This window comes from Sporosarcina sp. ACRSL (assembly GCF_022346605.1).
Classification (GTDB): domain Bacteria; phylum Bacillota; class Bacilli; order Bacillales_A; family Planococcaceae; genus Sporosarcina.
Window position 1 is genome coordinate 73,780 of sequence record NZ_JAKRNT010000014.1, and the last position, 22,863, is coordinate 96,642.

Sequence of the window (22,863 nt, forward strand, 5' to 3'; positions counted from 1 at the left end):
TATGAGGTTTCACTTCCCAAGAAAGTGGCGAATCGTTCATAAGAGCACAAAATATGAAGGTACAGGGGCAACAAAAACATTTACTTTTAAAGAATTCGATATTGATGAGGAATTGGATGTTGAAGCACTCAAAATAGAAATAGGTCAAATCTTTCAGGCTTGGGTTTGGGATAAACTTAATATTTCACTAACGTGTGCTTTAATTGAAGAACGTTGAGCTGCTTGAGGGCACTATTTCTTATTGAACAAACGCAGCAGGTTAGTTGAACAAGGGAAATCTAAAACGCTTGGAGATATAGGGGGGCGAAAGAATGAAAAGGACTGTAATTGGCGGTTTTATAATGATAGGGGGATTATTTACTACACTAACTATAATTCTGATGGCAATGATGTATATGCCCAGCATGACTAGTTGGACTGGTTCACAGTTGTGGTATGCGATTTTTGGGGAAAAGCAATACCATGGGTTTGGGCATGAAGCTGTTCAAAGTTTATTCCTAGGTTTCCCATTTGTTGTAGGATTGTTGTTAACGATTTTGGGGCTAGTAATACTAGCAATGGAGTATTTCGACAAGTCCTTTTTAAAGTGAGTTTTTCACTAAAGGGTGCTTTACTTGAAGATCGTTGAGTTTTGACCGCACCTTTGTCTTATTCAACTAACGGGGCAGTTTAGCTCAAGAAAAGCATCTATCTAGATAAAATAATTGAAAAGAGGATATCAATGGATCCTATCCTTGAGTTTACTAAAGCTAGTGAGTTTAGTGCAGATATAGTAACTCTACACTATTTAATGGGAACTATTTTAATCGTGAGGGTAATCTTATATGGACTCCTGAAAGACAAGAAAGAAATAAATGAGATAGTTGTCGTAGTCAATGACCTGCTATTATTAATAGTTTTTTGCTACTTTTCGATTAAACAGCGAGAATATATATTGGACAATTTTGGTTACAAATTGCTTTTTGTTTGGTTGCTTTTGCTAGTGCTGCTTGTACTTAATGTCAAAGATATTTATTCGCTTATCAAATCTAAAAGTGCAAATAAAGAAAAGCAGGGACTATAATGTTTATGATTTTACGGGTCAAGAAAACTTGACGCTTGGAGAAAAGACAATTAGTTCTTGAACTAACGGGTGCTTTAGTTCAATAAGGATAGTAGAATATTACGCTAAAAAGCGCTCAGATTTCTGAGCGCTTTTACTTGTTTTTATATGACTGTTTCACTGTTGAAAAATATGCTGATTAACCTGTTATTTACGTTGTTAATTGCAATTTTCTCCCCATCAACCTAACCCGTTACTTAATTGGATAGGGCTTTTTTGTTTGCTTATAAAGAAGGACTTACATACCTTCTTGTCGAACTAGGTCGATAGGGGGGGATATTATGTGGAATGTAGAAATGAGCAATGTACATTGTTTGCTATGTAATGTCCAATTTAGCAAAGCGGACGTAGAAGTCTTGGAAGAGGGAGAACTGCCAATTTGCGATGATTGTGTCGGCACGCTGGTTGAAGTTGAGGTAAAGTATGACGGCAGTGAGGATCTTCTAGAATTTCTAAAGGCCGAAGTGAAAGGCCGAAGATGTATGAACTGCTTAAAGCCTGCGCTTGAATTGGAGCGAATTCGGTTTCACAAACCCGTATTTGGGTTTGTTCATTGTGACGAATGCAAGAAAGACAGTATGGTAAATATACATATTGAGTTTGTTTGAGGAAGTAAAAAGCACTTTATCCGTTACTTATGGATGCTTTGTATCGTTTAGCATTTTGAAATAATAAGATGACAATATACTTTGATTTTCCCTAACAGTCTTTGGGGTTTACGATTGTACTTACTTGGATTCTCAAGTAATAAATCAACTCAAAGAGCTATATTTCTACTTTTGAAAAATTCATAATAGTATAAGAAACTAAAATGATGAATCTTCTAATAACTATGGCACTAAATAAACTGTTTGTTATAATGGTAAAAAGTGAAATAAGGAGATAGATTTTTATGACTTCTAATAATGGGAAATTCATAAATGAAATAACATCTAGATTTTTAAGACACTTGGGGTCGATAGAAAGACTCCAACAACAAAATGTTGAGCAAAAACCTGAACCTTCAAAGATGGACATCGGTGAATTTACATCCTACGTTTTACATTTGAAGTATAAAAAGGTTGAGGCTGAAAAAAACAACGATATAGAAAAACAAAAAGAACTAGAGAAAATTTTTAAAGAGTTAGAGGAAATTCCCGTTTACGGAATGATTGATAAGAATACAGTAGTGAAAGAAGAGGATGATACATTTACTTTATTGATAGAATCTGCAGTATTAAGTAAAGCCTATGATAATTTTATGGAAAATACAATTGATGCTTCCTATGATCAGACTCAGTTTCAAAACTCACTAATAGTATCTTTAGTGATAGGTTTAGAGTTACTTATTGCAGATATCTTCAAGGATTTTATACATAATTTAGATGTTTCAAATCAAGTGATAAAAGATAAACCACTTACATATTATGATCTTAAGAATATTGGTTCTATTGAAGATGCCAAGACATTCCTTCTAGATCAATATATTGAAAATCTACTTAGAAATTCATTTGAAGAATGGATAAAAGAGTTAGATAAGAAAGTGAATATAAATTTACACAGTGTAAGGGAATTGAAAGAGGAAATTATACTTGTTACAGAAACTCTGCAACGTCGCCATTTAATTATTCATAATGATGGGAAAATCAATGATTTATACATTAATAAAATAGACCCTTCACTAAGGAATAATTTAATCAAAGGTGAGACACTTGAGCTAGATGATGGATATATTCAATCAAGGATATCTGTATTTAGGAAGTTTGGGTTAATATTAATCTACTTGTACGGATTGAAAAAATACAAAAACAGTTTAGACGATTTCTTTTATGATTATCATGGTTTATTAGTGGGTATTCTAGATAAAGATTGTGGAGGAGTTCGTTTCATCTTCGATAAATTTTCAGAATTAAATTTGGAATACTCATCAAAATTAATGAGTAAAATTAATTATTTCTTGTCCTATAAACTGAATAAAGATGATTCCGTTGATGATGAAATTGATAAATTTGACACTTCAGCATTAAGTGTTGAATATAGAATGGCAAAGAATATATTAATTGGAGACGATCAAGCTGAAAAAGATGCCTTAGAATTTTTTAAAAGCATTGACGATGATTACTTCATTAGTGTAATGGATTGGCCGTTAATCAAACTACTTAATAAAACTCCTGCTATTAAAAGATATATAAAAAGAAGATATAGTAATATTGTGAAGAAGGAGATGAGTGAGGAATATGAGACAGCACAATGAGAAAAAGCAACTACAAATTGTAATTAAAACTATAAAGAAAAAATGAATAAATGTTAATGGGTAATCAAAAAAGCACAAATCAGTATTTTACTGAAACGTGCTTTTTTCTTTGTCTTTACATGCGAACATTCATTCTCTATAATGAAAATAAGGAGGGGAACAAACGTGCGTAAAAAATTGGAGAAGTCGGTAAGATATGGCGAATTATTGGATATGATGTACATGGCAGCTGATGGATCAATCAGCGGGAGACGAATCAGAGTCATCCAGGTAGGAGAGGTATCGTTCCGCGCTTATTGTTATCTAAGGAAATCCAAACGGACTTTTACCATTGACAATGTTCTAGCACTAGTTCCCGTTTCTCATAAAGAGAGGATGATCGTTTAATGAAGGTAGAAGGCGATATCAAAGACCGCGGTCGTATCAAATGGACAGCAATGATGCTGCCGGAACACCTAGCTGATCTAAGAGACTGGCATGCAGAAGATGAACATACCGAACGTCCTGAACTTACAGAATGGGATTTGGCAGCAATCCAAGAAGAAATCGAAATAGCAAATAAACGAAAATGCGAAACTTTAATAAAGACTTGGCGAGACAATCGTATAATCGAAAACCAAGGCATTATCGAAGCAATCGATCTACATAACAAAGCAATCCTCCTTGCCGACCCATTTGGCGATTTTCGAATCTCAATCGAACATATCATATCTGTACAATGCATCAACTGATCACTCATTTGAGTGGCCTTTTTTGTTGGAAAAATATATAAATTAGAAGGACTTTATCATCTTAAGTCGAATGTAGTAACTAGGAGGGGGAATTATGAAGGAGATGAAATTGAAGAGGCTTTTTTCAGTATTAATGGCGTTCGCGCTGATCATAGGCTTTATGCCGACAGCAGACGCGGCAGCAACAAAAGAACTGAAAGTACATTTCATTGATGTTGGCCAGGGTGATGCAATACTAATTCAATCGCCAGTTGGTAAGACAATGCTGTTAGATGGGGGACCGAAATCGGCAGGTAAGCATGTAGTTGATTTCCTTAAAGCAAAAGGCATTAAAAAGTTGGACTTTGTGGTAGCTACGCACCCAGATGCCGATCATATCGGCGGGTTGATTGAAGTTCTGAATACGTTTAATGTCACAAATTTCATTGACTCCGGCTATGTCCATACCTCGCAAACGTATTATGAACTGCTAACCTTGATTGACAAGAAGAACATCAAATTTACTGTAGCTGAAGAATTGGATAAAATTGCACTAGATCCTAAAATGGTCATACGGGTTCTTTACGCTGACGAAAACGCGAAAGACAGCAACGATGCATCAATCGTTTTAAAAGCGACTTACAACAAAGTGTCTTTCCTGCTGATGGGAGATGCAGATACAGCGATCGAGGACTATATCCGTGACAAATACGACGTTTCGGCTACTGTACTCAAAAACGGACACCACGGATCAAACACGAGCAGTTCAGCTACATTCATCAGCAATGTGAAGCCAAGTGTAGCGATCCTGTCATACGGTAAAAACAATTCTTATGGTCATCCACATACGGCAATTGAATCACGATTGAATAATGTAGGAGCCAAAACATACAAAACAGCCGTTCATTGCAATATTACAGTTACAACAGATGGAGTAAAGCATTCAGTGTCCAATAGTTGTGGTAAAACGGAAGCCAAGCCATCGCCAGCTGCTAAACCTGCTCCAAAGCCAGTGACAAAACCTGCGCCAGCAACACAAACTAATTTCCAAAACTGTACTGAGTTGCGTAAGGTATACCCTAAAGGTGTAGGAAAAGACCACCCAGCATACCAACCTAAAATGGATAGAGACAAAGATGGATGGGCGTGTGAGAGATGACAAATAAATTTACGTTGGATCGGATCGATGATGGCTTTTATGTATTCTTAAAGCGGGACGATGAAAGTGAGCAATTGTTAATTCCGTTGGAGGAAGTCGAGGGAAATCTTAATGAAGGTGATATCGTTGAGATTGAAACGAATGAAACCGGATATCAATTCAATGTATTAATAGAAGAAACTTCTGATATGAAGGTAAAGGTAAGCAACCTATTGGAGAAACTGAAGAACAAGAAATGAAGAGGGGGCTTATGCCTAACGTGTTCGGTTGATGGGGAGAATACATTAAAATACACAGAGTCAAGGGACACACTTCACATATGAATTGTTGTCCCTGTTTTTGTTGTTTCATCAACATTTAGATGCTTTATATAGATGGATAGGTACCACAATTGGCACAGGAATTAGCACCAATGCATGAATTTATGTGCCTTTGTTAATTACGTTGATAAAACACTTGCTAATTGTATAGGGGAAAGAAAAATATAGAAGGAAGATGAGAAATCTATGCTGAAATGTATTGAATATTGAAGAAATTATCTTCAACTAACGCGGCAGTTTAGTGAAATGTATTTTTACATGGGAGGCTAGAAGCGTGACATATTGTATTGGATTTAAATCAAAAACAGCAGTATTTTTAATAGCTGATAGTATGACTTCAAGTGGACGAAATCAAGAAATTGATGAAGCTTTTGGTGAATATACTACTTTTGGTGAATTTGTTAAGGAAGAAAATAAAACTATGCAAGATAGAATGTATAAAGTCTTTAAATTACCTGGTAATGTTTTGGTTACTTTTGCAGGTGATGTTGAGAATGCTTTAGAGGCAATTGGAATCTTTACAAAAGAACTTGAAAAGGGATTAAAGCCAATAACTGCTTTCGAAAGAGTGTTATCAGCTGGTCCATTTTCTCGTATAGAGTTACTAGTTGGTTTTATGGAACAAGATAGGCCAAAGCTGTATTCATATAATTACATGGGTAACGGTCAGTTCAAAGAAGAACATTCATCAATACATCTAGGAAGTGGAGGAGAACACGAATATTTAAGCGATAAAAGCTCACAGTTTGTTGATTTCATAACAAATGATAATTTTGGAGATGGAAAATGTTTAGTTTATGCACTTGCATTTTTACAAAATTTCGCCATTAAAAATCCTTTAATGTTGTTTGATGTAGGTGGCTTTTTCTTTGGGGGATTTGTACATACAGGGGGAGTTCAAAGAATGTGGAATACCACTTATTTAATGTATGCTGTAACTCAAGGTAATGGGGAAAGAAATCTTCATTTAAATTATCAAGTATCATTAACTCGAAGAGATGATTTATTGTTAGTTTCCTCTAGCTTCTTAGATCATGAAAGAATTTATTTGCAGGAAATTAATTTGGAAGAAGAAAGGCCAAAGCTTATTGATTTGGAGAAACGAGTAAATGAATTAAGAGCTGATTATTGGGAAGGGAAATATAAATTTATAGTTTTATTAAACCAATTAAATTACGGGTTTACTGTATGTTATATGGAGAATAAAAATAAATTATCTGAAATAGAGAGTATAACTGATAGAGTTAAAGGGGAAGTACGCTACCGTTTGTCGTCTGATTTAGTTAAATATCTATTATATTCCCCTAAACTAAAAGAAGAGGATATTGATCCGATATGGGATAGGAATAATCCAGCGCACTTAGAAATTCCTATTAGATGGTTTGCATAAAATTTATACTTAAAGTAACCAGTGCTTTACTTGAAAATCGTTGAGCTGCTTAGACGGCTCTTCTTTCTTGTTCAACTAAAGGGGCAGTTTAGAGAAAGTGTCCAGATTAATCTTTGTTAAGCAATCGGGCCATTTAGTGGAGCAAGAATCAAACATAGAATTGAATTTTTTGTTAATATTTATTTTAATATTATTAGTTTGTTAGGAGTTGAAGTATTAATGGGAGAAAAGAGTGATAAAAGAGATTTATTCCCTCATATACTACCAAATGGAGACGAAATTAGAGTTTGGGATTTTGCTGAAATTCAAAAGTTTACTGGTCCGGGTGTCTATGTTTTTTGGGGAAGGAATGTGGCATTAAAAGATAATTTTAAGGATAGGCATTCTTATGAGTATCAAGACTTACCTCTATACATAGGGAGAGCTGACAATTTAGCTGAACGAGTGATTAACCACATAAAGGGGAAAACTCATACAAAACCCATTTGTGTATACTTTCATACAGTTGATATATTTGACCTTAGTGATTTTGAAAAACTGCAATACCAAGGAATGGACGAATTGATGGAATTTGCGGAATTTCAAAAAATAATGACAGATAATGAACTTACTTCAAAAGCAATGTCTGATTTTTACGAGCTGTATTTCATTATGAGAAAGTTGCCCATATTTAACGATCGAAGTAACCATTTTACAACTAAAGCTTTAATTGATGGGTTTTTTAAAACAAATTTCCATAACACTTTACATCGAAGAGAATGGGCAAAAAACGAAGTGGAGGAAAAGTTCTCCTATAATTACCAACTTCAAGAGCGAAATGACTATAAAATCAATGCAAAAGAGGAATTTGATAAGCAAAATATTAAGTTGGAATATTGGTATGCAGAAAATGATTTTATTAAGAAAGTTATATTAAGATGGCATTTAAGGGTGAAAAGTGACAAAGGAAAAGAGTTGAAAAGATTAATTAAAAACCAAATAAGCAATAAACTTTTAACAGGTCTAGAAATAGATTATTCAGAAAAACCAATAAAGGTACCTTGTGAATCTATCATCTTCTATGAACAAATCTTTTCAAAAGATAACTTTAGGAAATACTATGAGTCTTTGGGTAAGACTTGGTGAATAAATTAATTAAAGCTTGTTCAATTAACGGGGATTTACTTTAATAAGAACTTAGAATGATATTCAATAATCGGGCGCTTTTCTTTAAAAAGAGGGCGTCTTTTTGTAATAAGTCAGATTCAAGAAAATACATTAATGGGATTAGATTATGTTAATGTGTAAAAGAGATTGTAAAGGTTTCTACATAAACTATAGGGTGCTTTTCTTTAAGAAGGAGTAAAGACTTTTTTCTTATTGTACTAAAGGGGCAGTTTAATTTAAAAAGAGAACTAAAGAAAAAAGAACAATTAATCAATTTTCACTAACAAAATTATTTAACCCGAGTATGTCATTGGAATTTATGGGCGAATTGAAGATTGACTTTAATTTAGGAGGGTATAAAAAATGTTTTCAGATGTAGAACTCAAATTAAAGAAAAAAAACAAATTGTTGTTTTCACGTGAAAGTCTTTGCTTGCAAGAGTTGATAAAATTAATACAATTACAAAATCATCGAGCTATTGTAATGTGGGCATTGGATTGTGCAAAAATGCCATTAAAACAATTTGAAGCAAAGTACCCCAATGAACGAAGACCCAGAACCTGTTTAGCACTTTGTGAGGATTGGGCAAGGGGAAAAATAAAAATGCCTAAAGCAAAACAGGCTATATTAGGTTCACATGCAGTAGCAAAAGAAATCGATGATAGCGTTAGCGGTCTTTTGTGCCAAGCAATTGGTCACGCTGGAGCTACTGTACATGTAGAAACGCATGCTTTAGGGTTACCTATTTATGAATTGACAGCAATTGTACGAAAACACGGAGTAGATAACTTTACAGAACCAGTAAGTGAAAAGTTAGATTATTATTATACCCGTTTGAAATACTGGCAAGAAAATACAGATAAAGTCGAACTTATATGGGCAAATTTTTTGTTAGATAACACCAAGCCTAACAAGGAAAAATTACTGAGTGAACGCAAGTAATGCAATAAAAAAACGTTATTATATTTCCATATAGATAGAATTAATAACTTTGAATTGGTTTGTAAAATAACACACCTTAAAGTAACGGGTGCTTTAGCTTGAAGATCATTGAGCTGCTTAGACGGCTCTTTTTCTTCTTTAACTAACGGTGCAGGTTAGTTCAATAAGGGAAACCCTGGAAAGGGAATGTAGGTTTTTATTTAAAATTGCTAAAAAATTTAGATTTTGTTGTTTAATACATGATATTATAGAAACGACGTATTTACTTAGGGAGATCGAAAGCAATTTTTAACTGGGGACAATATAATCCTCCATCACAACTACACCATCATAATATTCCTTGTTATAACAAGTGTTAGAACTGCAAATTTTTTATTATATAAGCTAGGGGATATTTGTTTTAGTATTTAGCTCACGTGGAGAAATTCTAAGTCGCAGATTAGTAACAACAATCAGCATTTCGATAATGATAGGGGAGGAAAGTTATGCATTTTTTTTTGGATTCTACAGTGTTTCAAAATGGAAAGGATGTCTTTTTAAATAACAGGCTTAGTCGAGAATTTCTAAATATTTGCAGGCAACAAAATTTTTCAATCTATATATCCTCTGTAGTTATTGATGAGATTCGGCGACAATTTAGTATCTTTATTAAAAGTCAGATAAAAAATATAAATTTAGGAATCGGTGCTATGAATACACTGCCTAATGTTCATAACATCAGTGTAAATCTTCCTCAATACGAAGATGTTATGCGTTCCTTCGATTCCTACTTTGAAAGATTACGAGAGGAAGGGTTATTACATATAGTTCAATTTTCAAATGACTTTTTACCTGAATTAATACATAAATCAATTTATCGAATTAAACCTTTTACAGATTCGAAACAGGAGTTTCGTGATGCGGTTATTTGGTTTTCGTATGCAAAATTAGCTGAAGATCAGCAATTAGAAAATTGCTTTTTTATAAGTGGAAATACGACGGACTACCTTGATAGGCAAGGACAAATACACGAGGAATTAGCTGAAAAGTCAGACCGTTTTACATTTTTTAGGGATGTGTATTCATTACTAAACACCTCCTATATGGATCCTTTTAAAGCTACTAATGCTTTACTTGAATCACTTAAAGAGCAAGAATGGGATAGTGAAACAATCTTAAATTTTTTGAAAGAAGATGTGTCAAAAAGCTATATATTAAAGCATCTGACTGATGATATAGATGGTTCATTAAGAGAGGAACTATGGAGTAGTATGTACTATTCAAATAGGACTATATCAAATTTAGACCTTGTGAACATATGTGGTGCCTCAATCCGGGGTATTGACTTTATAAATAATGAATTTGTCGTAAGTGGAAATTTCGAAGCGAAAATTCATTTCGTTTCTGAACTAAAAACGGAAGATTTAGATCTTAGGGACCCTCAACTTGGTCATGAAGAATTGATGATATGGTTTGACGCAATTTATAATCCTGATTCTCACACATTTCAAAGGCTTGAAATCAGTAGTTATATAGAAGCCCATGACTATTGGATGGGTGTGCATAGTGTTGGACAGGATAGGTTTTAATACATTGTAGTTGTGTTGTGTGCAACTAGCCGGTGCAATACTTAAAGAAGCTTGAAAGAGTAAAGCGAAAACAAAATTTACAAATAGACAAATAATTCCACCGAGCTTATATGAAAACTCCTTTCAAAAAAGAAGGGAGTTTTATTTAACAAGCAAAGATTGTAGAAATATACTTATACTTACCGGTACTTTATTTGAATATTTTGGTAAAATGTACTGTAAGTAAAAGGGGTGTCATTTGCCTAAATAAGCCTTTAGATATTAAAGAAGAACTAAATACATTGAATAAGATAACTATAAGGAGAATAGAAATGAAATCAATCCTAAGATCTAAGGCTCGAAAAAGAAATCTTTATGAATTATTTTACAAGCAGCCAGAAAACCGTGTTACAGAATCTTTTATTAAAATGTTGGAGAAAACAAAACCGAATATAACCTCTGAATTATTGGCTTTGCTTGGCTTGGGGAAATACAATAGTGAGTTCAAGTATGGATTGCAAGTGAATCATTATATAACAGCAAATAATTCTAATTCAGTTATCTTAGGTATATCAGAATTTTATCATGACTTTAACCCAAGTGAGTTAGAATTAGGAGATGAAAAAGAAGGCAAACCAGATGCCTATATCTATGCTAATGATGATTCTATTCATATTCTAGTTGAAGTTAAGGTCGGTAATAACAAACTGACTAACGCACAACTTTTGGGGCATAGTACTCGTTTTGTAGGAGTTGATAAAGACAATATACGTGTAGTAAATAAAACTTGGGATGATATAAGAACTGAACTATCGGCGATTCTAAAGGATTATGATGAATATCATCGTAACTATTTACTAATTCAGGAGTTTATAGATTTAATTACACCAAAAGGGTATTACGACATCTATCATTATCCTGAACATGAACATCTAAGGGATGAATATCTATACTTTGATACCTTTATTAAGAATTTGCCAGAAGTTACAGCTGATAAAAGCAAATATGATGAATCAATTGATTATTTCTATAAGGGTACAAAATTTGTTTCAATATTTCCGAAGAGAAATATCCTAATCCTTAAACCAAATGACAAAGAGATGCAAAGGATAGTTAATACAATTCTAGATTTTGAACATTTTACTGAACTAGAATTAACAGATGAGAGATTAAATCATAGAAGAGGTTCGAAAGAGGGAATTATCGATCTAAATCGTAAAGATGATTTGTCTCTTATTAAAGATTTAATACTAGTTACTTACAATGTTCGTAAAGCAAAAGGTAAATAGCAGGTTAATAATTCGTTTCTTCTTCTACTAACGGGTGCTTTAGTCAAGTAGAGCCATGTCTATTAAGACCTGGCTCCTATACATCTAAAAGTACTTCTGATAATACTCTTTCCTTAGCCTTTCACTTAATTGGGCGTAGATCCTTGTGGTTACACTTTGCCCGTGCCCCATGAGACTTTGTATAACTTCAATAGGAGCTCCATTATTAATAAAGGAATTGCATAGCTATGTCTAAGTTGATGTGGATGAATCTCAATGTTGATTTCGGCACGATTTGAAATTCGTTTAATGATATATCGCACTTGGGCGACACTCATTTTATGTGGCTGCCTTGCCGTCAAAAAGGTGCAGGATTATTGTCATTACGGCTTTCAAGATATCGTTTAAGCCAAATGTCGCACCGAGTATTGAAATAAACTTCCCTTTCCTTATCCCCTTTTTCTCAAATAATCGGATTGGTTGGTCCAAATAATATTGTTCTTTTCTATTTCTCCAAATTCGACAACCGGTAGAAAACATGAATTCAAAAATCGCTTTTTCTATTGAGGTATGACAGGATTTACGATGTACAATCTCTCTTTCGATTAAATACTTGGGTCTCCGCTTCCCGACTTTGGGCCTCTTTAATCTTGGAAGTTGGATTCTTACTCAGGTAGCCTTCTTCATGAGAACAACGAAAAAAAAGATTTCATACAGCGTATAAGATGTGCAAGACTGGCTGGTTTTAAAATGCTTGCCCGATACAGCAAGATATTCCTTCAGTTGAATCGTATCCAGCAATTCCATCTCTACATCCTTAAAATAACCGATTAGTAGCGTAGACTGTAACTGATAGGTCTTCAACGTTTGTGGTAAAAAACCCTCTATCCGCTAATCAGTTTCAAACTTAGACCATGCTTTTGACAGTAACAATTCAATTCCCCCTAAGAGAGTTATATTAAAGGGATTATAGCAAATCAATAGAAGAGTATAGTCATATGGAGTGTTTTTTACTAACGGTGCAGTTTAGTTAAAAAAGGGAGTGGGGGAAGTAAAATGACAAAAGATAAATTAAAAGCTTTATTTGCTTTAGGATCTTTAGTGACTGTAATTGGCATTATATTGCTGTTTTTCAGCATTAAATTTGGTGAATCACTTGCTCATAATTGGCTCGTAAAACGAGGCGGCGGCTCGGACACTTCAACATATCTAATAATATTTGAAGGTTATACAAATATCTTTTTATCTGCTGGAAGTATCCTTTTGGTGATTGGTCTTGCCACCACTATTTTTGTTTATTACAAGATTCTTAGTATTGACGAATGAAGCTCTCTTCTTCTTCAACTAACGGGTGCTTTAGTAAAAAATCTTAAGTATTCATAGGTAACACTTTTCTTGTTCAACTAACGTTCAGTTTAGTTTAATAAAAGCAGTAAAAAAAAATTCGTTCATCTTATCAAAGAGGGAAGGAGGACAGCTATGAAAAAGTATGTTTTGTTAATGCTATTAATGACTTTCACTTTAACGTTAGCTGCTTGCAAAAGCGAAGAAGAAAAAATACAAACTTATTTAAAAAATAAAAGTGAAATTGTTTCTCATTTTTCAGTCGTTGATTTTACAGAAGGGGAATTAAATATTGAAATAATGATGATGCTTCCCGACGAGACCGAAACAGTGTACGAAGATGCTAAAAAGTCTGAGGCGAGTAGGGAAGCAAAAACTTCATTGGAAGCTATAAAGAACTACTCTAAAAAACATAAGGGTGTAATAAAAGAAGTAAATCTTTACTTTATTACGAGAAAAACAAATACAATTGTTGCGGAAGTAAATGCAAAAAACGATACTATACTAGAAACGGATTGGAAAGATGTAAGTGAGCAAGAGCTTTTTCAAATTGCAGATGATTACAAATTTCACGGTGTATCAAATTAGTTTTCAACTAACGGGTGCTTTACTTGAAGATCGTTGAGCTACTGGGGTGATTAATTCTTATTGAACTAACGGAGCAGGTTAGTTCAATAAGAACTGTGATTACATCGCGATATTGGGGGGAATAGTTTGCAGAGAAGTTGGTTTATTACATCTTTATTGGTTCTGCTTATAGCATCTGGTTGTACACCAGATAACACTGAGATAGAGGCTTTAGAACAAAAGGTTCATCAATTAGAAGGTGAAAATAGAAAGTTGAAAACGGACTTAGAAAATACGGAAAGAGAATATGATAAGGATAGGAAGATTGAAGATTTTACCTATCTCGAAGAACTGAGCGATAGTGAAATTGAAAAATATATCGCTTTCCTAAAAGATGCTAAGATAACTCATCTTAAAGACATCAGTCAAGAACATATTGTTTTAATTTTTATGAATCTCATAAAAGAGAATGAAGTAGATAATATATTTGCATTAACCTATGACAACGGCAATCTACCTTCTAAAGAAGTCTTCATTAGCGAATACAATGATTATTTGGCTTACGATTTAGAACAGGAATATTTGAAATACAGGTATTACGATTCAGTGAGTGTCTATGAAGAATCTCAAAAGGATAATTTAACTACTGTCGGTTTAACTATTTCGTTTGGCAGCAGTTCTCAAACTAGCGTATATGCACTAAAAAAAGACCAAGATGTTTGGGAAATGGATATTTATCATTTAATTGAATTGAAAAAAGAAGATAGAAAATAACTAATAACAATATTAAACTAACGGGGCTTTAATTGAAGATTGTTGAACTGCTTAACCGCTCATCTTACTTATTCAACTAACGGGGCAGATTATTTCAATAAGAAAAAAGGAGGTTGAGTAGTGGGCTTGGTTAGATTTGTAGTTATCGGATTAATCTTCTGGGTTATTGCAGTTATTCTTGTCTTACTCTTAGATATTACTTTAACTATTTTGGGACTGCCATTGAATGCAGTTACCGAGAGTCTGTTACAAATACTCATTTTGTGTTACGGGTTATTGAAGTACGGTATTAAAAAAGGAAGTATAAATTAATATAAAAATTTTGATTTACCTAAGGGTGATAGAATGGATAACCCTTCTATTCAATAAAAAAGGTTATCTGCATACTGTTAACGAAGAACATGCCTTTCTAATTAAACTAACGAGGCAGGTTAGTTGGATAAAGCAAAGAAAATTGGGGGGGTAGAATGTCCGAGGAAGAAAGAGAAAGATTAAAAGCTAAAGAACAGCGAAAAAACCCTGGTGGTGCTTTGAACGATGCGTGGGCTCAAGCCCACACAGGAGCACCGAGCGGCAGTGGATGTTTAGCATTATTAATAATTGCGGCAATCATTCTGCTGTTAGAAACGTGCTCAAAATAATCTTATTGTAGTAACGGGTGCTTTAGTTCAATAAGGATGGTAGAAAATTACGCTAAAAAGCACTCAGATTTCTAAGTGCTTTACTTGTTTTTTTATATGGCTTTTCACTGTTTAAAAATAAGCTGATTAACCTGTTATTTACATTGTTAATTGACTTTTCCCCATCAACCGAACCCGTTATCCGTATGTAAGTGGTTTTTTACTTTGAGGTAAACATTACCTTGAACTAAGATTATATTAGGTTTGCAGTTGATATAATATTCGGATAAACGGACTCTTCAAATGACCATCCCGGGGCTCTTTAGTTCTAACAATCAATTCCCTCTATGTAAATAGTTTCATTGTAAGTAAGTTGTCGACCATCTTCAAGTGCAAGTCTAATACCAGGCATCCAATACACGGGCTTTGCTTCATTATGAAGCATATATTAAATTACGTTTAACTGAACTATTGTGGCCTTCTCAATTACCACCCTATTTGCATGTTATTCAAAAAGCGAAAACCGCCCTCATAGACTTGGCAGTCTGGGCGGTCTTGATAATCAAACAACGCAAGAAGCGTTGATACTGAAATGCAGCCACACCTCGACTCCGACATCGCTGTATTAGCCGCTTATTTATTTTCTGATACTTAATACTTCTGCTCTTATTATACCCTATATGTTAAAAAGTAAAAGTGCCACAACAGTAACTTAATTCTGTAAAGATTTCTTGGATGCAGCTGAAGCGGAAGAGAGCGCAAAAGAACTGTATTTTTCTGCTGCGATTTTTTGGCCACGATTAATTATTTCATCGATATCATTTTGCGTGAACTCGATTAGGCTGTCCAAGTTTACTCTGATTCGAATAGCAGTACCAAGATGATCATAGGGAATATTTTCTGAAGTTTGCTCAGAAATATATAACGAAGAATCACCAGAACAAATAAAGAAGGTACCATTCATTTTACTTATTTGACTTGCAATATATAACCCATAGCCAGAATGATCCCATACACCATCGATCTTTCCGCGTTCTTGTCCTTGGTACATGAAGGCTTTACCTGAAATGGCAGGCTGCAATGCCAACTCAAGCGCAGCATCAACATCAGAGATGGTTAAGTGCGGATTTACTTTAAGTGTTTGAGCTATGCCAACGCCTTCATCTAAAATGCCAATTTCAATTTCTCTCTGATAACCCCATCTTTGAGCTGCAAGCCATATTGTTTCTGACTCACTATGTTCAACTATATTGCGAAGAATTTCTCGTATGCATTGGAATAATGAATTTTTGATATCGAGATTATTGCCGCAAAGTATTCCAGCCATTTCTTTTGCTTTTCTAACGATTACCTCTTGTACCACCCCTTGGTCTGTATCATATGATTCCATTCTTAACGTCTTAACATCAAGTTTTGTAATAGGTATGTATGTAACGCTTCCTAATGCCTCACCTGGTTGTTTTCCGTGTTGTAATCCAAAGCTCTTGAAAAATCCCATGTGAGCTGCATAACTATTTCCATCAAAATTCGTAGCTTTGAAAGAAACCTTTGGATATTTAGCTTTCATAGAACGTAGTCGCTTTGAGAACAAAAGCATCGCAAGCGGCTCTACTTTATACATATTTCTAAAATCGAAAAGTACACTGTCGACTCCCTCTAATTCTAAATCAACGTTGTATAGATCTAATACATTTTCTAATGTCAAATCTTCAATTTCAAACCTTAAATCCATTCAGAATCCTCCATTCACCATCCAGTTAATTGTTGGAAATTGTATTGTTTATATAATACCATATTTTAGAAGTTAGAATTAGGAGAAGCCAGAATTATTTATTGAACTATTGATTAGATAGAATGCTTCGAAATGCCCTCAACAACTTTGCTACAATGATAAATTCCTTGCCTCCGAAGTATTGTTTTTATCGACTCGTAGTTAAAACCGATGTTAAGGATTGTTAAAAAAGTAATAAAACTCCCGTAAACATTGACGCAAAGCCATTTGTGTTTGACGGGGGTTCAAATCCTCTCGTCTCCGTATATAATTAGAAGCTCTCTCATGCGTTTTTTGTATGGAGAGCTTTTTGTATGCCTTTTCAATTGGAGACTTGTCCAAATGTCTGTTATTCTAGAAGAAAGCATCTTTTTGAAAGGTTTTTTGCATTATTAGTCGTGAATGAAATACATAGCCGTGATGAAGAACGGATGCTACTCGAGTAGGGAAGTTGGAAAAAGTGCCGAAAGTGGGTGCTTTTTTCTTTGGCTTAACGTAAAAATTTAATGAGGTGATATCCATCGAACAAATTAATTCCGTACTATCTTCCTATTTCGGTTTTTCATCCTTCCGTACAGGCCAGGAGCAAGCGATCCGAAATGTTCTCGACGGAAAAGATACATTATGTGTCATGCCGACGGGTGGCGGAAAATCAATCTGCTATCAAGTTCCTGCATTGGTCATGGAAGGCACAGTCCTCGTCGTATCCCCATTGATTTCCTTAATGAAGGATCAAGTCGATGCCCTTCATCAAATTGGAATACGAGCTGCTTATATTAATAGTACATTGTCGTCAGAAGAATATTTCGGGACGATGGAAAATGCGATAGAGGGTATGTACCGTCTACTCTACGTTGCCCCGGAACGTTTTGAATCACCCTCATTCATTCAGCAAATTAGCAAAATGGATATTCCGATGATCGCAATTGACGAGGCGCACTGCATTTCTCAATGGGGACATGATTTTAGACCGAGTTACCGGATGTTGAATAAAGTTATCTCCTCATTCGAAAAGAAACCGGTCGTTCTCGCATTGACAGCAACAGCAACACCAGCAGTGAGGGTAGATATTTGCGACCAATTGCATATTGAAAGTGACCATACAGTCATGACGGGCTTTGAAAGAAGCAATCTCACTTTTTCTGTTATTAAAGGCCAGGATCGGGATAAGTTTATCAAAGACTATGTGAAAAAGAATGAAGGGGAGGCGGGAATTATTTATGCCGCCACCCGTAAAGCGGTTGATCAGATCCATTCCACACTCGAGAGGACTGGAGTCGCTGTTGCAAAATACCATGCAGGACTATCGGACAGTGTTCGGCAAGCCGAACAGGATCGGTTCCTGATGGACGAGGCGACAATTATGGTAGCGACAAATGCATTCGGCATGGGGATCGATAAGAGCAATATAAGATACGTCATTCATTATCAAATGCCGAAAAACATGGAAAGTTACTATCAAGAGGCAGGCCGTGCGGGAAGGGATGGGTTGGACAGTGAATGCACCCTATTATTTTCCTCGCAAGATGTAATTACACAGCGCTTCCTCATCGATCAATCGCAGGACCAAAATAGGATTCCTGCGGAACTGGAGAAACTGCAATCGATGATCGACTATTGTCATACTGAATCATGTCTTCAAAAATTCATTATTACCTATTTCGGAGAGACGGACGTACAAGATTGTGGGCGGTGTTCGAACTGCACAGATACACGAGAGAGTTTTGAAGTGACAGTTGATGTGCAAAAAGTTCTTTCATGCGTCATTCGGATGGGGCAACGCTTTGGTAAAACGATGATAGCCCAAGTGCTTACAGGATCACGAAATAAGAAAGTGCTAGAGTTCGGATTCGATAAATTGACGACGTATGGATTGATGAAAGAACGGAATGCGAAAGACGTATCTGATTTCATTGAATTCATTATTTCAGAGAACTATCTTGGGGTTGAAAACGGGCAATTTCCGATCATTTATGTCACTGAACAAGGCAAGGATGTGTTGAAAGGGAATGTGAAAGTGTTCCGTAAAGGGACCGTTGAAACGAAACAGATTGCCAAAGAGGATCCGTTGTTTAACCAGCTGAGAGCACTTCGCATGAAGCTTGCCCAAGAAGCGGGTGTACCGCCATTTGTTGTCTTTTCAGATAAGACGCTTCGTGACATGGCTGCAAAAATGCCAGTTACGGAAGAGGCGTTCTTGGAAGTGAATGGGGTCGGAGCGGCGAAGCTCGAGCGATACGGCGAAGCATTTATAGAAGAGATCAAGTCATTTTCGGTTCAAATGAGTTGAATAATTGCAAACAGGTGAAGGATCGCGAATACGATTCCTTCATCTGTTTTTCATTCACTTTGCGCGATCAGTCAAGCTCCTTCTGTCAGGTGTAGACTTCTCTTCATTCCCAAAATCGAATAAATCGCGACAAGCAATAGTATGATGCCTGTCAGCATGAATCCACCATTGAAAGTTAAGTCCAGATAGCCAATTAGACTCGAGCCTGCGACGACACCGATAGAAAAGAATGCGTAGAAATAGCCGTACGCCTTTCCTCGGAATTCGGGAGAGGACGAATCGATAAGCAAGGAGTTAATCGATGGGAAAAGAAATGCAAACCCTATACCATACATAGCCATTGCTACATAAAGAAGCTGTATTTCGGCCACTTGACTTAAGAAAAGCATACTGATACCCATCATCGAAATTCCGAAAGCTAACGTAATCATTGGACGAACTTTATCGAAAACTCGGTTGATCGGCAACAGGAAGATAAGAATGGCGACGATGCCGAATGTGCTAAGCAGCATACCAGTTGCTTTCGTATCAAACCCGAGCGCCTCGACCTTTAAAGGTAGAACCAATGCTAACACCCCTTGGGAAAACATTAGGAAAAAGGCGCCCGCGAATGCACGTTTCATGCCCGGATGTTTGAATAAATACCGAACTCTGAAATGCTTCACTTCTGACGTCGTCTGTTTTTTTGCTACTGAGACAGTACGTAATAGGAAGAAGGCTGTTATCGCAAGGATGAACATGATGATGCCGTTCACCGTCATAATGAATGGGGCTCCAGTTTTTGAAGCGACGATTCCGCTATATGCGGGACCAATGATAGCAGCCATTCCTACAAAAGCACCTGAAATAGCTACACTCCTGCCTCTTTTTGATTCCTCGGAACGGTTCGCAAGGAATGTAAACGCCGCAGGGACGATCAGTCCTTCCATAAAACCGTGAACGAAACGGATTCCGAGCAGGGAAACAGGTCCTGTTGCGAATGAATAGAACAGCAATGAAATGCCCGAAGCAAAAAGGCCAATAAGTAAAATGATGAACGGTCCTCTACGGTCCGTCATGAATCCGGAAATAACATTCCCGATTGTATTGGAAAATGAATACATCCCGACAGCCAAACCTGTCATGAAGGAAGAAGCACCTAGTGACAGGGCAAAAGGGCTCATAATCGGCAGCTGTGAGAATAAATCAAAGAAGGAAAAAAAGACGATTGTATAAACAAAAGCGCGCATAATAAATCCTCATTTCAATTAAATTGACTCCTAGTCTACTTTACCATGTATACGAAAATAGGCAAAAGGACAGCTTGTGAACAAAAAGTAGTAATGGCAAAAAGAGAAGCGAAACGATAAAATGAGAGAATACTTTCTTAGAAAGGACTGGTATTAATGGTTGAAAAAATTAAAATTGGAATTGTAGGATACGGTAACTTAGGTAGAGGGGTAGAGTCAGCGATCGCTCAAAATGATGATCTAGAGCTGACAAGTGTATTTACCCGAAGAGAGCCAAACGACTTGAAAGTGAATAGTGGCGTGCCTGTTTTACGATTGAGCGAGATCGAAAACTATGTAAATGAGATCGACGTTTTGATTTTATGCGGAGGCTCAAAAAACGATCTTCCTGAACAAGGTCCAGCACTTTCGAAGTTGTTCAATACTGTCGATAGCTTTGATACGCATGCTAAAATACCTGAGTATTTTGAAGCGGTGGATGAATCGGCAAAGGCAAGTGGAAAAACCGCTATTATTTCTGTCGGATGGGATCCTGGACTATTTTCCATTAACCGGCTTTACGGCGAATCAATCCTTCCGGAAGGGGCAACATATACATTCTGGGGGAAAGGGCTGAGCCAAGGACATTCTGACGCAGTTAGAAGGGTTGAAGGAGTAAAAGGTGCCGTTCAATATACAATACCAGCAGAATCTGCAGTCGAAAAAGTACGCAACGGGTCACAGCCGGAGCTGACGACACGTGAAAAACATACTCGTGAATGTTTTGTCGTACTCGAGGAAGGTGCTGACGCAGCCGAGGTGGAACGCGCTATCGTAACGATGCCTGATTATTTCGCGGATTATGACACGACAGTCAATTTTATTACCGAGCAGCAACTGAAAGAAGAGCATAGTGCAATGCCACATGGAGGCTTTGTGATCCGCAGCGGGAAAACAGGCGATGCGAACAATCAAGTAATGGAATTTTCATTGAAACTTGACAGCAATCCAGAATTTACATCAAGTGTTCTTGTTGCATATGCACGTGCCGCATACCGATTAAATCAAAAAGGCGAAGCAGGTGCAAAAACCGTATTTGACATAGCGCCAGGACTACTTTCACCGAAAACTGCTGCGCAGCTTCGAAAAGAAATACTGTAAATATGCAACCACTTCCATTATTACCTTCTTTCCTCTATACTGAATTGGAATATTTATTTAGGAGGTCGAAATGAATGTCAAAACTAGATGATACATTGATCATGTTAAAAGATTTGACAGACGCGAAAGGAATCCCTGGAAACGAACGGGAACCGCGTGAAGTCATGAAGAAATATATTGAGCCATTTGCTGATGAAATCGACTACGACGGACTTGGTTCTTTGATCGCCAAAAAGACGGGCGATGAAAACGGCCCTAAAGTGATGGTAGCGGGCCATTTGGACGAAGTCGGCTTCATGGTCACGAAAATTGACGATAAAGGCTTCATTTCCTTCCAACCGGTTGGTGGATGGTGGTCGCAAGTGATGCTTGCCCAGCGTGTGACAATTGTTACGCGCAAAGGGGATACAGTGACAGGCATTATCGGTTCCAAGCCTCCTCATATCCTTTCCCCAGAAGCTCGTAAAAAGCCAGTGGATATTAAAGATATGTTCGTCGATATCGGTGCGACTTCGAAAGAGGAAGCGATGGAATGGGGCGTATTGCCTGGAGATATGATCGTTCCGTATTTTGAGTTCACCGTGATGAACAATGACAAATACTTGCTTGCAAAAGCTTGGGATAACCGGATCGGCTGCGCAATTGCAATCGATGTCATGAAACAGTTGAATGATGAAAAGCACCCGAATATCGTTTTCGGTGTCGGTGCGGTACAAGAGGAAATCGGTTTACGCGGTGCTAAAACGGCTGCTGCGAAAGTGAAGCCGGACATCGGTTTTGCTGTTGACGTTGGTGTCGCAGGAGATACACCTGGCATCAGTAAAAAAGAATCGACGAGCAAAATGGGAGATGGGCCTCAAATCCTTCTCTACGACGCATCAATGGTGTCCCATAAAGGATTGCGCGATCTCGTCGTCGATACTGCAGAAGAACATGGAATTCCATATCAATTCGAAGCGATTCCAGGAGGGGGAACGGACGCAGGCTCCATACATGTAAGCGGAAACGGAGTACCGTCTCTAGCCATTTGTGTCGCAACACGCTATATCCACTCCCATGCCGCAATGTTGCATAGGGATGATTATGAAAACGCAGTGAAATTGATCGTTGAAGTGATCAAGAAGCTTGACCGAGACACAGTCAATAAAATCGTATTTGAATAAAAAATGTATAAACAGGCGTGGGATTATTTCCTTCGCCTGTTTTTTGTTGTTTGAATGAGAAGGTTTTGGAATGAGTTAAAAAGGCTAAAGTAAGCAAAATATGCTATAACTTGCGCAAAACTAGTTCAAACTCGCGCAAAACACTACC

General features: G+C 36.5%; 24 protein-coding genes. 21 read left to right on the plus strand and 3 right to left on the minus strand.

Going from position 1 to position 22,863, the window contains the following annotated elements; genetic code table 11:
- The first annotated feature begins 1 nt into the window (after position 1).
- The 14 genes from MHZ92_RS18540 (at position 2) to MHZ92_RS18610 (ending at position 11,838) form a co-directional block, all read left to right on the plus strand.
- Positions 2-217, plus strand: coding sequence for a hypothetical protein (locus MHZ92_RS18540; RefSeq protein WP_239433202.1), 216 nt, complete (start codon positions 2-4; stop codon positions 215-217).
- 94 nt (positions 218-311) lie between these two features.
- On the plus strand, positions 312-590 hold the full coding sequence (locus MHZ92_RS18545) for a hypothetical protein (RefSeq protein WP_239433203.1): 279 nt from the start codon (positions 312-314) through the stop codon (positions 588-590).
- Positions 591-721: 131 nt separating this feature from the next.
- On the plus strand, positions 722-1,063 hold the full coding sequence (locus tag MHZ92_RS18550; RefSeq protein ID WP_239433204.1) for a hypothetical protein: 342 nt from the start codon (positions 722-724) through the stop codon (positions 1,061-1,063).
- 320 nt (positions 1,064-1,383) lie between these two features.
- A complete protein-coding gene (locus MHZ92_RS18555) occupies positions 1,384-1,710 on the plus strand; it encodes a hypothetical protein (protein ID WP_239433205.1) in 327 nt (108 codons plus the stop codon).
- Positions 1,711-1,994: 284 nt separating this feature from the next.
- On the plus strand, positions 1,995-3,335 hold the full coding sequence (locus MHZ92_RS18560; protein WP_239433206.1) for a hypothetical protein: 1,341 nt from the start codon (positions 1,995-1,997) through the stop codon (positions 3,333-3,335).
- Between the two features lie 165 nt (positions 3,336-3,500).
- Entirely contained in the window at positions 3,501-3,722 is a 222-nt protein-coding gene (locus tag MHZ92_RS18565) for a transcriptional regulator (RefSeq protein ID WP_239433207.1), read from the plus strand.
- The gene (locus MHZ92_RS18570) at positions 3,722-4,066 is read left to right on the plus strand and encodes a YolD-like family protein (RefSeq protein ID WP_239433208.1); all 345 of its coding nucleotides are present in this window, start codon (positions 3,722-3,724) and stop codon (positions 4,064-4,066) included. The genes MHZ92_RS18565 and MHZ92_RS18570 overlap by 1 nt, the downstream gene beginning before the upstream one ends.
- Positions 4,067-4,160: 94 nt before the next feature.
- Positions 4,161-5,204 carry an MBL fold metallo-hydrolase gene (locus MHZ92_RS21520; RefSeq protein ID WP_304649767.1) on the plus strand — a complete coding sequence of 348 codons (1,044 nt, stop codon included), beginning with the start codon at positions 4,161-4,163 and terminating at the stop codon, positions 5,202-5,204.
- Positions 5,201-5,443 (plus strand): DUF3006 family protein, encoded by a 243-nt coding sequence (locus tag MHZ92_RS18585; protein ID WP_239433209.1) that lies wholly within the window; start codon positions 5,201-5,203, stop codon positions 5,441-5,443. Before MHZ92_RS21520 ends, MHZ92_RS18585 begins: the two co-directional genes overlap by 4 nt.
- Before the next feature lie 355 nt (positions 5,444-5,798).
- Positions 5,799-6,914 carry a hypothetical protein gene (locus MHZ92_RS18590; protein WP_239433210.1) on the plus strand — a complete coding sequence of 372 codons (1,116 nt, stop codon included), beginning with the start codon at positions 5,799-5,801 and terminating at the stop codon, positions 6,912-6,914.
- 219 nt (positions 6,915-7,133) lie between these two features.
- Positions 7,134-8,039 carry a hypothetical protein gene (locus MHZ92_RS18595; protein WP_239433211.1) on the plus strand — a complete coding sequence of 302 codons (906 nt, stop codon included), beginning with the start codon at positions 7,134-7,136 and terminating at the stop codon, positions 8,037-8,039.
- 384 nt (positions 8,040-8,423) lie between these two features.
- Positions 8,424-9,002 (plus strand): putative immunity protein, encoded by a 579-nt coding sequence (locus tag MHZ92_RS18600; protein WP_239433212.1) that lies wholly within the window; start codon positions 8,424-8,426, stop codon positions 9,000-9,002.
- Between the two features lie 485 nt (positions 9,003-9,487).
- Complete coding sequence (locus tag MHZ92_RS18605) at positions 9,488-10,570, plus strand: PIN domain-containing protein (RefSeq protein ID WP_239433213.1); 1,083 nt, start codon at positions 9,488-9,490, stop codon at positions 10,568-10,570.
- A gap of 311 nt (positions 10,571-10,881) precedes the next feature.
- Positions 10,882-11,838: a hypothetical protein gene (locus MHZ92_RS18610; protein WP_239433214.1), complete on the plus strand. Its 957-nt coding sequence runs from the start codon at positions 10,882-10,884 to the stop codon at positions 11,836-11,838.
- A 648-nt stretch (positions 11,839-12,486) separates the two neighbouring features.
- Here MHZ92_RS18610 and MHZ92_RS21665 read toward each other — a convergent pair.
- Positions 12,487-12,681: a hypothetical protein gene (locus tag MHZ92_RS21665; protein WP_370644783.1), complete on the minus strand. Its 195-nt coding sequence runs from the start codon at positions 12,679-12,681 to the stop codon at positions 12,487-12,489.
- A 192-nt stretch (positions 12,682-12,873) separates the two neighbouring features.
- On the opposite strand from MHZ92_RS21665, the gene MHZ92_RS18620 reads away from it, so the two are divergent.
- The 4 genes from MHZ92_RS18620 to MHZ92_RS18635 all read left to right on the plus strand — a co-directional run bounded on the left by MHZ92_RS18620 (position 12,874) and on the right by MHZ92_RS18635 (position 15,143).
- The gene (locus MHZ92_RS18620; RefSeq protein WP_239433215.1) at positions 12,874-13,143 is read left to right on the plus strand and encodes a hypothetical protein; all 270 of its coding nucleotides are present in this window, start codon (positions 12,874-12,876) and stop codon (positions 13,141-13,143) included.
- A 153-nt stretch (positions 13,144-13,296) separates the two neighbouring features.
- Entirely contained in the window at positions 13,297-13,749 is a 453-nt protein-coding gene (locus MHZ92_RS18625) for a hypothetical protein (RefSeq protein WP_239433216.1), read from the plus strand.
- Between the two features lie 126 nt (positions 13,750-13,875).
- The gene (locus tag MHZ92_RS18630) at positions 13,876-14,502 is read left to right on the plus strand and encodes a bZIP transcription factor (RefSeq protein WP_239433217.1); all 627 of its coding nucleotides are present in this window, start codon (positions 13,876-13,878) and stop codon (positions 14,500-14,502) included.
- A gap of 467 nt (positions 14,503-14,969) precedes the next feature.
- The gene (locus MHZ92_RS18635) at positions 14,970-15,143 is read left to right on the plus strand and encodes a DUF6366 family protein (protein WP_239433218.1); all 174 of its coding nucleotides are present in this window, start codon (positions 14,970-14,972) and stop codon (positions 15,141-15,143) included.
- 691 nt (positions 15,144-15,834) lie between these two features.
- Here the strand turns inward: MHZ92_RS18635 and MHZ92_RS18640 are convergent.
- Positions 15,835-16,854, minus strand: a complete 1,020-nt coding sequence (locus MHZ92_RS18640) for an ATP-binding protein (RefSeq protein ID WP_239433219.1) — start codon at positions 16,852-16,854, stop codon at positions 15,835-15,837.
- 550 nt (positions 16,855-17,404) lie between these two features.
- Between MHZ92_RS18640 and recQ the strand changes: the two genes are divergently transcribed.
- Positions 17,405-19,183, plus strand: coding sequence for a DNA helicase RecQ (gene recQ / locus MHZ92_RS18645; protein ID WP_239433220.1), 1,779 nt, complete (start codon positions 17,405-17,407; stop codon positions 19,181-19,183).
- 71 nt (positions 19,184-19,254) lie between these two features.
- Here recQ and MHZ92_RS18650 read toward each other — a convergent pair whose 3' ends face one another.
- Complete coding sequence (locus MHZ92_RS18650; RefSeq protein ID WP_239433221.1) at positions 19,255-20,412, minus strand: MFS transporter; 1,158 nt, start codon at positions 20,410-20,412, stop codon at positions 19,255-19,257.
- A gap of 156 nt (positions 20,413-20,568) precedes the next feature.
- On the opposite strand from MHZ92_RS18650, the gene MHZ92_RS18655 reads away from it, so the two are divergent.
- A complete protein-coding gene (locus MHZ92_RS18655; protein WP_239433222.1) occupies positions 20,569-21,552 on the plus strand; it encodes a diaminopimelate dehydrogenase in 984 nt (327 codons plus the stop codon).
- Between the two features lie 74 nt (positions 21,553-21,626).
- Complete coding sequence (locus MHZ92_RS18660; RefSeq protein ID WP_239433223.1) at positions 21,627-22,715, plus strand: M42 family metallopeptidase; 1,089 nt, start codon at positions 21,627-21,629, stop codon at positions 22,713-22,715.
- The last annotated feature ends 148 nt before the right edge of the window (positions 22,716-22,863 follow it).